The organism is Chitinophaga sp., from assembly GCF_035538455.1.
GTDB lineage: Bacteria > Bacteroidota > Bacteroidia > Chitinophagales > Chitinophagaceae > Chitinophaga.
Window position 1 is genome coordinate 1 of the sequence record NZ_DATLKJ010000241.1, and the last position, 13,390, is coordinate 13,390.

Genomic DNA, 13,390 nt, shown 5'->3' on the forward strand with positions numbered 1-13,390 from the left:
AAGAGATATGTTCGTAACAGGGTACTTTGGCGTTCAGACCGAGCAGATTGTTATCAAGTTTCAGCAGGACAATGAACTAAGACCTAACGGAGTCGTTGACAGCAAAACTTTAAACGCCATAAGGGCCAGAATAAATGGAAATTCATCAAGACAACAATAGGCTCTATCTGTCCGTAGATGCTGCCATCTATACCGAAGCAGTCATTTTTAAATGTCTGTATTGGTATACAAATACATTTGAAGTTGACATCTGCCAGGAGCCTGCGACAAAATTCAATATCACCCTGACACCCAAAGCAGCATCTCCTGAACCAGAGTGGAATACTATCCAGGCAAAGTTAAAACAGGACCTCATCGACTTTAAACTAAGGCAATTAATAAATAACGAAACCCAAAATATCAGGGAACTTATTATTGCAAAGGCATTCGCTTACTATGAGCAGGAAACTGACGCGGAAGATATGAATACAGCTACGTGACTCTGCTATTAATCCGTATGAAATAATGATGAATATCCCTCAGCACACCGGCAGCAAAAACCGAAAGTTTAATGATTATTCATTTTATGAGAAATCATCAAACTATTATTTACTCCCCTTCAAATTTCATCGTCTTCCTATAGACAAAGAAGTCATTGTTAATGAATTTGGAGATTTTCTTATCGTACCTACGGGAACAGTAGCAAGGATTGTTTCCCGGGAAATCCTCACGGACGATCCAGCCGATGTTGAACTGGTAAGGGATCTGATCTCCAACTTCTTTATATCTGAGACGCCAATTCCTTCCTTGCTGGATATTCTCAGCACACGCTATCGTACTAAAAAATCATTCCTCGATCACTTTACTTCACTACATATCTTCGTCATCAGCCTGAGATGCGAACATACCTGTCATTACTGCCAGGTATCCAGGGTTACGTCAGACAAGGGTAAATATGACATGAGCCGGTTTCATATTGATAAAGGTATTGAGATGATGATGAAATCACCCAGCCCTCATATCACTATGGAGTTCCAGGGTGGTGAAGCGTTACTGGCATTTGAGAATATTGTTTATGCTGTTGAGAAAGCTAAAAAAGCTGCCATGCAACAAGGTAAGACTATTACCTTTGTTATCTGCACCAATCTTGCTTTAGTCACGGATGAAATACTGGATTTTTGCCATGAGTATAAGATCCTGATATCAACCTCCATTGATGGTCCTGCATTTATCCACAATAAAAACCGGCATAAGGCCAACGCAAACAGCTATCAGCTTGCAGTTGAAGGTATCACGAACTGTAGGAACAAACTCGGCGCAGAGCATGTATCCGCACTTTTAACTACTTCTGCTATATCACTGGAACACCCAACAGAGATTGTAGATGAATATGTGAAGCTGGGATTTAATAACATCTTCCTGCGGCCAATAAGTCCATATGGATTTGCACTGAAAAGTGAGACTAAGAATAAGTATGAAACCACCAGGTTTGTCGAATTTTATAAAACAGCATTGGACCATATCATTCAGTTAAACCTGGATGGCTATTTCATCAGAGAAGATTATGCTACTATTCTTTTAAAAAAGATGTTGACCCCCTTCCCTGTTGGATATGTGGATCTTCAATCTCCTGCCGGTATGCTCACGAATGTAATTGTATTCAATTATGATGGGGACATTTACGTTTCGGATGAAGCAAGGATGTTAGCAGAAATGGGAGACTTTACATTTAAAGTCGGCACTTTGGGAGAAACCGGCTATCAGGATGTTTTCTATGGAGAGAAAGCATCTGTATTAAGTGAAGCGATGGCGAATGAATCGTTGGCGGGATGTTCAGAGTGCGCCTACCAGGCATATTGCGGAGCCGATCCGGTTTTCAATTACGCCACCCAGGGCGACATATATGGTTACAGGCCATCCAGCTCTTTTTGTCAGAGAAACATGAGCATCATCACACATCTGATCACATTGATGGATAGTAATCCCAGGATAGAAAAAATATTCAGAAGCTGGATAACAGGTAAAAACTGATGATACTAAAAACCAAAGGTGTTCCGGTTGGGATCGAACGCCCCATAGCGGGCAGTATTACCTTCCATAATGGAAGCGCAGGTGACATTCTGATTATGGAGAACGGGAAGCCGTCACAACCTGGTAATTACAAAGCCCTTCTTACCTCTCAGGGACAATTAGAACACCCGAACATTCCGTATGTACATTCGGTACCGGCATTTAATCACCTGTCAGAAGGAGATATTATTATTATCAATAGTGATGGAGTTATTACCACTGCTTACCGCGTGAACTCGCGTCATAATTTTCTCTTATTCACGGAACAGTGCAACAGTAATTGTCTTATGTGTTCCCAACCCCCTAAGATTAAAAATGATATTGAGTATCTGTATGAAGTACATTCACAAACGATTCCACTAATTCCCAAAGATTGTGTCGAATTAGGCATAACCGGAGGAGAGCCTACTCTCATGGGGGATAAATTCTTTAAACTATTAAGCCTGATCCAGGCGGAGCTTCCCAACACGGAAGTGCATTGTCTGACAAATGGGAGGTCATTCAGTAATCCTCATATAGCAACACAACTGGGCAATATGTCATTCTCAAAGCTGATGCTGGGCATCCCTGTTTATGCTGACTATTATGCATTACATGACTATATAGTACAGGCCGATGGAGCTTTCGAACAAACCATACAGGGCTTATATCACCTTGCCAAAAACAGTGTAAGAATTGAACTCAGGATTGTATTACACCAACAAACTATCCCACGGTTGCTTAAGCTCGCTAAATTCATTTACAAGTATCTTCCGTTTGCCGAACATGTTGCTTTTATGGGGTTAGAGCATCAGGGATATACCCCGTATAATATCGAAAAACTCTGGATTGACCCGTTGGATTATCGCCATGAACTGACTGAGGCGATGTCTTATCTTTCAGATTTTGGTATGCATGTATCTCTCTACAATGCGCAGCTATGTGTTACCCCGCAAGAGTTATGGCCGTTCTACAGGAAATCTATTTCTGACTGGAAGAATATTTTCCTTGAAGAATGCAGCAAATGTTCACAACAACATTCCTGCGGCGGCTTCTTTGCATCGAATACCCGGAAGCAGAGCAGAGGTCTGAAAGCATTCTTATAGTCCCTGATAACAGCGGCATCAACCTGATATTTTCTCTGTCATTATTGGCTGATTAAAAGACATTAAGTACATTTATATAATCGGGTATACGATATGCCTGCCCCTGATTCACTATAACCGTCCAGCCTCATTTATCCTGCCTGCATTTAATCATTTATTGAAAACCAACCACACTGCTGTGTAACAGTAGTACTATCTTTGTTATGAAAAACCTACAGATCTTCCTGACGGAAACGTCTATGACCGCCACTTCCGGCGAAAGTCAGCTTACATCAGCAAAGCCACCTGCTTCCATGAAGGTGTATTTCAAAAACCTGAATGCCATACGCTTTATAGCAGCGGTATTGGTAGTGCTTTATCATGCGCATAATTTTGTTGTCAGCAGCGGCGCATCTTCCTGGCCGCTGCTGGGCCATGTGCTCAAAGACGCGGGTAGAATGGGCGTGAACCTCTTCTTTGTGCTGAGCGGTTTTCTCATAAGCTATCTGCTGTTGCGGGAACAGAAAGAAACGGGATACGTCAACCTGAAGTATTTTTATCTCAGGCGGATATTAAGGACATGGCCGTTGTACCTGGCATTCAGTATTACGCTTACCTTGCTGGCTCCTTATGCACTTCAGCTGATCGGGCAGGGACCTGCTGTTACTCCCTCAACCCTGCTTACCAACCTGGTGTTCGTGTTACTCTTTGCCGTGAATATACAGCTGGCCTTTTTTACCTATAACAGCGGCATACCGGAAATTACCTGGTCTGTATGTGTGGAAGAGCAGTTCTATTTAGTGTGGCCGTTGCTTTTATCCTTATTCAGGAAAAGACTGATGCTGCTCTTTGCGCTGATGTTGGGCACTGCGTTGCTTAGTAATATTGTCAATGTGCTGGCGCCTGTATTTTTCAACATCAGCACCAAAGAGATACTGTATATTAACTACCAGTTGCTATTCGATAAGCTGGGGCTCTTTGGCGGCGGGATGCTGGCCGCCTGGCTGCTAAATGGAAGGAGGCTGCACACCCCTTTCTTTACTGCGGTTCTGCGCAAACCGGTACAATGGCTGATGCTTGCATTGATGGTATCGATGGTCTTTTCTGTTATACGCATTCCGGCGTTAAGTAAATACTATTTCGACAACCTTATACAGGCAGGGCTTTTCAGTTATCTGATGTTGATGGCGGTATCCCCCCACAGTATCCTGAAGCTGGAACACCCGCTGCTCAAGGCGCTGGGCAGGATTTCCTATGGTATTTATCTGTTTCACACAGCGGTGTGTAAAGTGGTGCTGATGCTGATGCTGAAGGCTTGCGGCAAAGGCGCACCAGCTATAGTGTATGAGCTGCTGTATCCATTGGCAGCAATCATATGTACCTGCATGCTGGCGTATGTTTCCTATGAATTGTTCGAAAAACATTTCCTGAAGAGAAAGATGAAATACGCCGTAGTTCCTTCGCGGATGTAGCATGCTATGCAGCATTTACGCAGTATAGCCGCAGGAAACAGCATATGACCATAGGTGTTTTAAATTGAAAAAGCTGGCCGGCGATGGCCAGCTTTTTTATGAAAATTAGTCTAAGTTTACATTTTTAGAGAAACTAATACATTTTGTTTTGACATCTAGCGAACCAACATTGGAACCAACAACCGAAAAAGCCAACGACCAAAAGCTGAAGAGGGGCTTACAGAATAGGCATATACAGCTGATTGCGCTCGGCGGAGCTATAGGAACAGGCTTATTCCTGGGCATTGGTCCTGCAGCTGTAGTGGCAGGACCCTCTGTTATACTTGGTTATGCACTGGCCGGGATCATTGCTTTCTTTATCATGCGCCAGCTGGGCGAAATGGTGGTAGAAGAGCCGGTATCCGGCAGTTTCAGCCACTTTGCCTATAAATACTGGGGAACTTTTGCCGGTTTTGCCTCCGGCTGGAACTACTGGGTGCTTTATATCCTGGTAAGCATGTCGGAGCTTACCGCCATTGGTATTTACGTCCATTTCTGGTGGCCGGAGATCCCGTTGTGGGTATCCAGCCTGTTTTTCTTTGTTGCTATCAATGCCCTGAACTTAAGTTCCGTAAAGGTGTACGGTGAAGCTGAGTTCTGGTTTTCCATCATAAAAGTAGTGGCCATTATCGCGATGATCTGTTTTGGGGTGTACCTGTTGATCAGCGGCAGCGGTGGTCCGCAGGCCAGCGTAGCCAATTTATGGAACGACGGCGGATTCTTCCCGAAAGGGCTGCTGCACAAAGATGCGCAGGGCAAATATGAAGGTTTGTTCTCTGCAATTGCGCTTATTATGTTCTCATTCGGCGGACTGGAACTGATCGGTATTACTGCAGCAGAAGCAGATAAGCCGGAGAAAACCATACCCAAGGCAACTAACCAGGTGATCTACCGTATCCTGATCTTCTATGTGGGTGCACTGATCATCTTGTTTTCGCTTTCTCCCTGGAAGAATATTACCACAGACAGCAGCCCGTTTGTGACAGTATTCGAAAGCCTGAAAGGGTTCCAGTTCAGTCTTTTCGGTAAAACCATCTACTTCACCAGCCTGATCGCAAATGTGCTGAACCTGATTGTATTGACGGCTGCAGTTTCCGTATACAACAGTTGCGTATTCAGTAACAGCCGCATGTTATATGGCCTGGCGAAACAAGGCAATGCGCCATCTTTCCTGTCGAAGCTGAATCATAATCATGTGCCGGTGAATGCTATTCTCATATCCGGCTTGTTTGCAGCCATCTGTATTGTCGTTAATAAACTGATGCATGAAAAAGCACTGGAAACGTTGATGTCGCTGGTGGTATCATCATTGATGATCAACTGGCTGATGATTTGTGTGGTGCATCTGAAATTCAGGAAAGAGAAAAAGATAGAGCAGGTTCACACCAAATTCCCTTCTTTCCTCTATCCGTTATCTAACCTCATCTGCCTGGTGTTCTTAGCAGGTATATTGATACTGATGTGGATCACCGGTATGAAACTACCGGTGGCATTGATTCCCGGCTGGATTGTATTTTTATTTGCCTGTTATTTCATTTCAAAGAACAACAGGCAACCTGCTGCATAAGCTCCTGATAACTCATTGTTCACCGGGGACGCTATTGATGCGTTCCCGGTTTTATTTTGCCCATACCCGTCGGCATATTCGCCTACCTTTGATCAACACGTATCCGACCTTCTGACCAATATTACAGACATATCAACCTTTGACAGCAACTGATATCGGCAGAACTTCGCACCGTTCCTTCAGGGATGGGTGAATACAAGAGGAATGCGGCTCCTGGACTGTGATCCTCGTAATTAGTTTGATTTTTCTGATGAACGAAGATTAGATTAGGATTGATAAACACAAAAGACCCGCTAAGCAAATGCGCTTAGCGGGTCTTCGCTTCGATATAAATCAAAACTTAATCTTCGTTCATCAGAAAAATCAAACTAATCACAAGAATCACAGTTCAGACATTCTTCGCTACGATCATCATATGCGGGCTAATGGCCAGCATTTCAGCATGATTCTCCGTAGCCTTCAGGAGATCGAGCATTTGCTGCTTTTTAACCGGATCTGCTTTGCTTTCAAAATATTGGCTATCCAGCCAGATTACCCCTTCCACAGCGAAAGTGTCGATATGATGCAGCCTCGCTTCTGTAATTTCTTCGGCCAGTTGGGAAGGTCGGTGGTAGTAGGCTTCAGGCAATATGCCAGCCCAGTTTTGCGGCGCATTATGCCTGCCGGCAGACAATTCTTCCAGGCACATCTTCAGGAAAGCTGTATCATGAATATGACCATTGATAAGTCCTACCAGTGTAGAGGCGGTATAGTTAATGGCAAACCCCAACAGTATACCTCCTGGTTTCAGTACACGGCGTGCTTCCTGCAATGCTTTGATCCTGTCTTTCCTTTCTTGCAGATGATACAGGGGGCCATGCAAAAGCACTACATCAACGGATGCATCCGGCATGTCCAGGTGGCGGGCTTCTCCGAGGATGGCCTTAAAAGGATACTTCCTTTGTTTAGCCGATCTTTTGTTTGCCTGTTCTATGTGTTTGGGTACGGGATCAAAAAGATACACGTCATGTCCTGCTTTGGCGAGCCATGCGGAATAAACACCGGGACCGCCGCCAATATCTGCAATTACAGCTTTTCCCGCAGGCAGGAACCTGCTTATCAGGTCCTTGTTACGTTCAAACTCCAGTGGTCCCAGCCCTACCTCAAGCCTTATTTCTTCATAAGTGCCGGTATAAAACTGTTCAATGGGCTCACTGACTAATCTAGCGCGCTTCATATCTGTTTATTATACAGCGCAAAAATGTGAATTTTCCCTCAAAAGAGCAAAGGAAAGAGGTCATAGTTTCTTTGCGGGAAACACTATTGTCCGTCATGAAAGATGATACCCAGGCTATGTCTGCTGCCGCTGTGCAAGGGACTTACGCCATGTTTCATGCTTACCCGGTAATAGCCCCTGGATCCTTTTACAGGGCGAAAGTTGGTTGTGAAGATGATCATATCGCCTTTGCCTGGTTTCAGTACATTGGCTTTTGACTGTGCGCGTGGTATCTGTTCGGTGATGACAAATTCACCGCCGGTAAAATCTTCATCCGGCTGATCGAGTATGAATACGATCTGCATCGGGAAATATACTTCTCCGTAAAGGTCCTGGTGCAGCGTATTAAAACCGCCTTCACCGTATTTGAGTATGAGTGCGGTGGGTTTCGTTTGCCCGTGATTATTACACAGCTCTTTCATTTCAGCGTGTGATGCCGGGAAGCGTGTTGCCAGGCCCAGCTCAGTCATCCAGCGGTTGGCTACCGGAACGATGTATGGGTATACGCCTTCACGCAGCTGGGTAATCAGTGGTGGAAGCGGGTAGCTGAAATATTTGTATTCACCTGCACCGAAACGGTAACGCTCCATGTTGATGGTCTTGCGATAGGTATTGTCTGCGTTGTAATCCTCCACGAATGCATCACATTCTTTAGCCGTGAGCATGTTCTTCACTATAACAAATCCATCACGGTGAAGGGTTGTTGTAATTTGCTGCCAGTCTTTTTCTTTCAATCGGTCTGCTATTGGTTTCATGTTGCGCTGTTTATGTTATTGCTTTACTCCTCTCCTTGCGGCTTCCCAGCCAATGATAGCACTCTTTCTCAGAGCCCCCCAGTGATACTGGCCGATGTCGCCGGTAGCTTTGATGACGCGGTGACAGGGAATCAGGAAGGCCACGGGGTTGTGACCTACAGCAGTGCCCACAGCCCTTGATGCGCCGTCGTACCCTGCTTTCTTTGCCAATGTGGAATAAGTGGTAAGTCCGCCAGAAGGTACTGCCAGCAGGGTTTCCCATACCTTGATCTGAAAGTCTGTACCCTTCAGATGTAGTTTGATTTCATCGAGCCGGCTCCAGTCCTGGCTGAACACAAAGAGAGCATTTTGCTGGATCATATCCACAATGCGGTTGTAAGCAGCATTCGGGAAGATAGCTTTTAGCTTTGCAAAGGCAGCATCTTCACCTTCATCCACGAAGGCCATATGACAGATGCCTTTTGGCGTGGAAGCCACTATCAGCTGACCAAACGGGCTGTCGGCGAATGAGTAGTTGATCTTCAGCAATGCCCCGCCGTTCTTGTACTCACCCGGTGTCATACCTTCCACTTTAATGAAGAGATCGTGTAACCTTCCTGTGCCGGAGAGGCCGGTCTCCAGGGCGGTATCAAACAGGGAAGCCCCCGTGTTCTTCAGTATTTCTTTGGCGTGTTCCACGCTCAGGTATTGCAAAAACTGTTTGGGAGTTACGCCTGCCCATTGCTGGAACATCCGCTGAAAATGGAACGGGCTCAGGTGAACATGCTGGGCCACTTCTTCCAGTTTAGGCTGGGATTTAAAGTTGTCTCTAAAAAAGCCTATCGCATCAGCGATTCGTCTGTAGTCAAGTTCCTGTTGCGTTTCCATATCATTTTCATTTTTACAGTACAAAATTACGATGGGCATCATCAGCGGAAAACCCGGTTCTTGCGTTATCTGCAGTTTGTTGCTTCCAGACCTTGTATTTTTCCGGTAAACAGGCCCCGCAAGGGCGATAGCCGGCAACAAGCGCCTCCTGTTCATCTCTGAAAAACATACGATTATCCGGCTTCATCCGCTTACCAGCCTTGCAGGTAAGCAGGCCGTATATCTTTGAGGGCCGGTGACCACCCAAAGTAACACCTCCTGTGCGGATCAGGCTTCGCACCCGCTTACCTCGTTCTTCAGCACTATTACCAAGTTCAGTATGATGATACATATTCGCACTTTTATTACAAAACAACAGTAATGCCGTAAAATGTTCAACCCGTTTTTTGCGGAGGATGACGGTTGACAAGAAAAAAATCGATGGTTGTTACTTTTTTAATAAAATCATTATATATTTATTCAATAGATCGTGTGAGCGAAAAACTGTCTGCTTTTTGAGTTAACGCTATTAAATACAGCCAGATTAAGTATTCCCCAAGATATATCCAATTGATTCTCTAAACCAAATCAAGAAGTCCATGAAAAAAACAACAACCAAAAAGCTGGCTTTAGGCAAAATCAAGATTGCAAGCCTGACACAAGAAAAACAACAAAAACTAAAAGGTGGCGTGGGCTACTCTCAACCTCCCTTAAGCTGCATCCCTTACTCCGAATGGAGAACATGCTGGTGCGCTGAAGCGTAAAATCTTTATCTAATCTAAACCTCGATTCCATGAAAAAAGTAACCGAAAAAAAACTGACGCTAGGCAAAATTAAACTCGCCAGCCTTACATCAGAAAAACAAACTCAACTGAAAGGTGGCGTGGGCTACTCTCAACCTCCTTTAAGCTGTATCCCTTACTCTGAGTGGAGAACATGCTGGTGTGTTTGATCATTCCGACATTGTAAGATAAAATAAATATATACCTGTGAGCTTCCCTGTTTTGCCTGCAATGCAATACGGCTAAGCATCACAGGTATTTTCATTTAAGCCTCCTCCACTTTACACGCTACTTTCCCCATTCTCCTTTATATCCCTCAAAAAATAAAACCTAATAGGAATCATCATTTCCGGTCATTCATCCAGAAATAGGGAAAATTTCTTCAGATATTTTTTGCAACTATGTTGCAAATATGTATCTTTAAAAAAGTTGCAACAGGGGAAAGCCGAAACCCTAGTAACAGTAGGCATCAACAACAAAAATTATTATTCCATGAAAAACAATTCCGAAAGAATCAAGCTTAACCTGGATGATTTACAACTGGAAAGTTTTGTAACCAGCATCGACAGTGAAATGGCCGCACGCCTTTCTGGGGGTGTGGGAAGTCAGGCACACCCTACCCACACACAGCCCACAGATACAGAACATAATCCACCTATTCGGTGCACTACAGTGATCTGCTAGTATACTGATACCAGTTCCGGCAGGATGCAGCGACGTTGAGGGCTGCATCCTGCTTTTTTTAACATGGCAGATAGCTGACGATCCGGCATTTTATCAGCTCGCGCAATTGCAGCAATACCTTCGTCCCTAATGCCTGACGCGCTTCTTCATCAGTAGTTTCCCCCAGTACCTCATCACCTATCTCCTTCATCAGCGTATAGCCGTCGCAGACATGATGTAACCTTTCAACTATCATCTCCGTAAGCCTTCCTATATGCATTTCCCGGATACCACCCGCCTGCGTTTCCAGCAACACAGCGTACATCTCCTTCCCACCGGCATCGTCCCTGGCAGGTTTCAACGGATCAAACACCGTATGTACGAGGCGCATATACTTTGTCACAGTGAAGCAGGAGGCCAGCAACGCCTCATCTGCAAAGGCTGCAAGACCCGCCGCCGCTTTGTCCAGATAACTGTTCATCTTGTAATAGCATAAGCGTCCCTTGTGCTCCTTCCAAATACCGGTTAGTAATTGTTCATAACTAAAAACATGTTTTGCTAATGGTTGGTTGCTGTGATCCAGTTGTCTAATGGCAGCCGCCAGCATCTGTTCAAAACCATCAAGACTCGCCACAGTAACTGGATTCGGTGTGATATCTTCCTCCCGGAGCAATGATAATGTACGTGGATAATATTTTGAAAACACCACCTCTGCAACCTGCGCAACACTGTAGCAACCATCAGGCTTCATAGTGGCAACAGGCAATTGCACAGCCAACACGTGCGGTATGGCTCCGTCTTTCAGCAGGTAAGCAAGCGTATATCCAATACCCGCGAGGCCGGACAATAACCCCATATCTTTAGCACTGGCCGCAATAAAGCTGTTGCTGACACCCGACCGCTTTATAAATGCTATCGCATCGACAATGATCTCCCACGCAGCGTCAATGAGATCATCCCTATGGAAATATGCCTGCGCCTGTAACAGGAATGGGATCATGCCGGTGTAGCCACTGCACAATGTATAATCTTCCCGTTTCGTAGCCATATCCTGCAGACAACGGTCTATGCAGTTCATACACTGCAACAGGTATTGAGGTCCGCCAGTGACCCGGTAGGCAGAAAGCCTTGCAAGTCCAATGCCTGCGGCGCCGTGCGCCCAGGAATTCACCTGCTTCATCTCCGGCCAGAATACCTCCGGGTTCCAGGTGTGTGCGCCGGGAAGGTTATAGCGATGTGTACCCAGGCGCAGATCCAACCAGTTAAGGCTTGTTTCATCGTAGTATTGCATCTCATATTCGAGTGCCGCTTCCGCCAGCTGTATCAAGCCATCATATTGAAAATAGCTACCCACCTGCAACAACGTATAGGCAATACCGGAGGCGCCATGCGAAAAACCTGTCAGGCTATCAAAAGCCAGCTTGTCGTGGTCCCACTTAATGCCCTGAACTGAGATACGGGCATCTGCCAGCAGGATGTTCAACAGGCTATTAACAGCAACCCGCATATCTTCCTCCCGCGTATAATGATAGAGCAGCGTAAGCACCAACAGGTTACCGGAAACGCCGCTCAGTATATCCATCTCAGTGAGGCGTGTGGGCATTTCGTTCACGTGCCGGCGGGCGAGTTGCAATGCATCCGACAACCAGGTGCTGTTTCCTGTAACCTCATACAGTCGGATGCAACAATAAACGATACCGGCCACACCAGTATAAAAACAATAGAACCTGGGGCTTATACAATAGTCCTCCTGCAATACCCTGCGAACCGTTTGCTCAGCCAGTTGCAGATCCTCGTCGCGTTGATCCAGTTCATATAAAGCGAGAAAGAATAAGGCAATGCCACAGCTGCCGTTGAAGATCTCCGGAAACTCCTTTTCCGGAAATTCTCCCGTGGCCCGGTCATGGTGTGGCGTAGTCCAGAAAGGACCATGCTCATCGGTTTTCATGGCAGCAAGCAGGTCTGTCTTTATTTCGTATAGGTGCTGCCGTAATTGTTCCTTTTCTATAATCATAAGAATAAGCGGTGTTGTGAGAAAATATACGCCAGGCAGGCACGGGTGCAATACATGATATAAGCTTCCTCCGGGTTCTCAATGCCCAGGCGGTTGTGGGTCATATGCATCATGCTGGCGATGGCGACTGTCAGCTGTTGAAAAGTAAGTCTGCTGCCGTCATAGGCATCCATTATTTTTTTATTCTCTGAGAGATAGTACTGTAATGACGGTGAAATACTCTCCTCCTCTGCCGAATACCAGAAATCCGCTACCGCTGGCGCCAGCTGCGGCTGCCTGTCGTAGGTAGTTTTGAAAGCACTCAGCCATCTTTCCTTTTCTTCTGCATTCTTCATTCCCGGATAAAATACCTTCAGCCAGTCTTCAACAAAATAATCGCATATCATCAACAGTTCTTCCGGCGGCCTGCCCGTACTCTTTAACAACAACATATGTTGCTGTATAGCCTGTACTTGCATGGAAGCAGGTTTGTTGCGGGTATTGCAGAGCCATTCCATCACCACCTTTGATGATACCACAAAATGCCGTTCTGCCCATTGCAACGTATAGTCATTGCCATATCGTATCACTTCCGGCTCATACGGCATCCGGTATACCGATTCATCCTGAAGCCAGTCGTGACGGCGTTTAGCTGCAGGCGCCGGATGCGCATGAAAAAACCGGGAAGCGCAAGCGTGCAGGTGACGCATCGTATCTTCCGGGCATGTCGTATTCATACGCAGACGCACATGATCACCGCCTTCCGGGTAACGAATAAAAAAGAAAGGCGCCTCGTTATCCAGCAGCATTGCATACTGCTGTACAAAAGGCGCCACGCACTCCGTGATCAGCAGGTTGATGCTGCCTGAATAAAATATATGTGCCGCAGTCCAGGTATAAGTCAT

Annotated in this window: 15 protein-coding genes; 9 read left to right on the forward strand and 6 right to left on the reverse strand. The window is 45.6% G+C overall.

Going from position 1 to position 13,390, the window contains the following annotated elements; all coding sequences use genetic code 11:
* Positions 1 to 7: 7 nt before the first annotated feature.
* The 6 genes from VM802_RS32455 (at position 8) to VM802_RS27975 (ending at position 6,191) form a co-directional block, all read left to right on the forward strand.
* Positions 8 to 160 (forward strand): peptidoglycan-binding domain-containing protein, encoded by a 153-nt coding sequence (locus VM802_RS32455; RefSeq protein ID WP_414647136.1) that lies wholly within the window; start codon positions 8 to 10, stop codon positions 158 to 160.
* The gene (hxsD, locus tag VM802_RS27955; protein WP_325536986.1) at positions 135 to 479 is read left to right on the forward strand and encodes a His-Xaa-Ser system protein HxsD; all 345 of its coding nucleotides are present in this window, start codon (positions 135 to 137) and stop codon (positions 477 to 479) included. The genes VM802_RS32455 and hxsD overlap by 26 nt, the downstream gene beginning before the upstream one ends.
* 25 nt (positions 480 to 504) lie before the next feature.
* Positions 505 to 2,010, forward strand: coding sequence for a His-Xaa-Ser system radical SAM maturase HxsB (hxsB, locus tag VM802_RS27960; protein WP_325536988.1), 1,506 nt, complete (start codon positions 505 to 507; stop codon positions 2,008 to 2,010).
* Entirely contained in the window at positions 2,010 to 3,134 is a 1,125-nt protein-coding gene (hxsC, locus tag VM802_RS27965; RefSeq protein WP_325536990.1) for a His-Xaa-Ser system radical SAM maturase HxsC, read from the forward strand. Before hxsB ends, hxsC begins: the two co-directional genes overlap by 1 nt.
* Positions 3,135 to 3,337: 203 nt before the next feature.
* Entirely contained in the window at positions 3,338 to 4,585 is a 1,248-nt protein-coding gene (locus VM802_RS27970; protein ID WP_325536992.1) for an acyltransferase family protein, read from the forward strand.
* 148 nt (positions 4,586 to 4,733) lie between these two features.
* Positions 4,734 to 6,191 carry an amino acid permease gene (locus tag VM802_RS27975; RefSeq protein WP_325536994.1) on the forward strand — a complete coding sequence of 486 codons (1,458 nt, stop codon included), beginning with the start codon at positions 4,734 to 4,736 and terminating at the stop codon, positions 6,189 to 6,191.
* A gap of 388 nt (positions 6,192 to 6,579) precedes the next feature.
* Here VM802_RS27975 and VM802_RS27980 read toward each other — a convergent pair whose 3' ends face one another.
* The 4 genes from VM802_RS27980 to VM802_RS27995 form a co-directional block, all read right to left on the reverse strand.
* Entirely contained in the window at positions 6,580 to 7,407 is an 828-nt protein-coding gene (locus tag VM802_RS27980) for a class I SAM-dependent methyltransferase (protein WP_325536996.1), read from the reverse strand.
* Between the two features lie 83 nt (positions 7,408 to 7,490).
* Positions 7,491 to 8,201, reverse strand: a complete 711-nt coding sequence (locus VM802_RS27985) for a 2OG-Fe(II) oxygenase (RefSeq protein WP_325536998.1) — start codon at positions 8,199 to 8,201, stop codon at positions 7,491 to 7,493.
* Between the two features lie 15 nt (positions 8,202 to 8,216).
* Positions 8,217 to 9,068: a methylated-DNA--[protein]-cysteine S-methyltransferase gene (locus VM802_RS27990; protein WP_325537000.1), complete on the reverse strand. Its 852-nt coding sequence runs from the start codon at positions 9,066 to 9,068 to the stop codon at positions 8,217 to 8,219.
* Between the two features lie 13 nt (positions 9,069 to 9,081).
* The gene (locus VM802_RS27995; RefSeq protein ID WP_325537002.1) at positions 9,082 to 9,399 is read right to left on the reverse strand and encodes an Ada metal-binding domain-containing protein; all 318 of its coding nucleotides are present in this window, start codon (positions 9,397 to 9,399) and stop codon (positions 9,082 to 9,084) included.
* Positions 9,400 to 9,646: 247 nt separating this feature from the next.
* Here VM802_RS27995 and VM802_RS28000 point away from each other — a divergent pair, with 247 nt between their 5' ends.
* The 3 genes from VM802_RS28000 (at position 9,647) to VM802_RS28010 (ending at position 10,513) form a co-directional block, all read left to right on the forward strand.
* On the forward strand, positions 9,647 to 9,811 hold the full coding sequence (locus tag VM802_RS28000; protein ID WP_325537004.1) for a class I lanthipeptide: 165 nt from the start codon (positions 9,647 to 9,649) through the stop codon (positions 9,809 to 9,811).
* 29 nt (positions 9,812 to 9,840) lie between these two features.
* Positions 9,841 to 9,999, forward strand: a complete 159-nt coding sequence (locus tag VM802_RS28005) for a class I lanthipeptide (protein WP_325537006.1) — start codon at positions 9,841 to 9,843, stop codon at positions 9,997 to 9,999.
* Positions 10,000 to 10,321: 322 nt separating this feature from the next.
* Positions 10,322 to 10,513 (forward strand): pinensin family lanthipeptide, encoded by a 192-nt coding sequence (locus VM802_RS28010; RefSeq protein WP_325537008.1) that lies wholly within the window; start codon positions 10,322 to 10,324, stop codon positions 10,511 to 10,513.
* A gap of 58 nt (positions 10,514 to 10,571) precedes the next feature.
* Here the strand turns inward: VM802_RS28010 and VM802_RS28015 are convergent, their stop codons facing one another.
* Positions 10,572 to 12,506, reverse strand: a complete 1,935-nt coding sequence (locus VM802_RS28015; RefSeq protein ID WP_325537010.1) for a lanthionine synthetase LanC family protein — start codon at positions 12,504 to 12,506, stop codon at positions 10,572 to 10,574.
* Positions 12,503 to 13,390: a thiopeptide-type bacteriocin biosynthesis protein gene (locus VM802_RS28020; RefSeq protein WP_325537012.1), complete on the reverse strand. Its 888-nt coding sequence runs from the start codon at positions 13,388 to 13,390 to the stop codon at positions 12,503 to 12,505. The genes VM802_RS28015 and VM802_RS28020 overlap by 4 nt, the downstream gene beginning before the upstream one ends.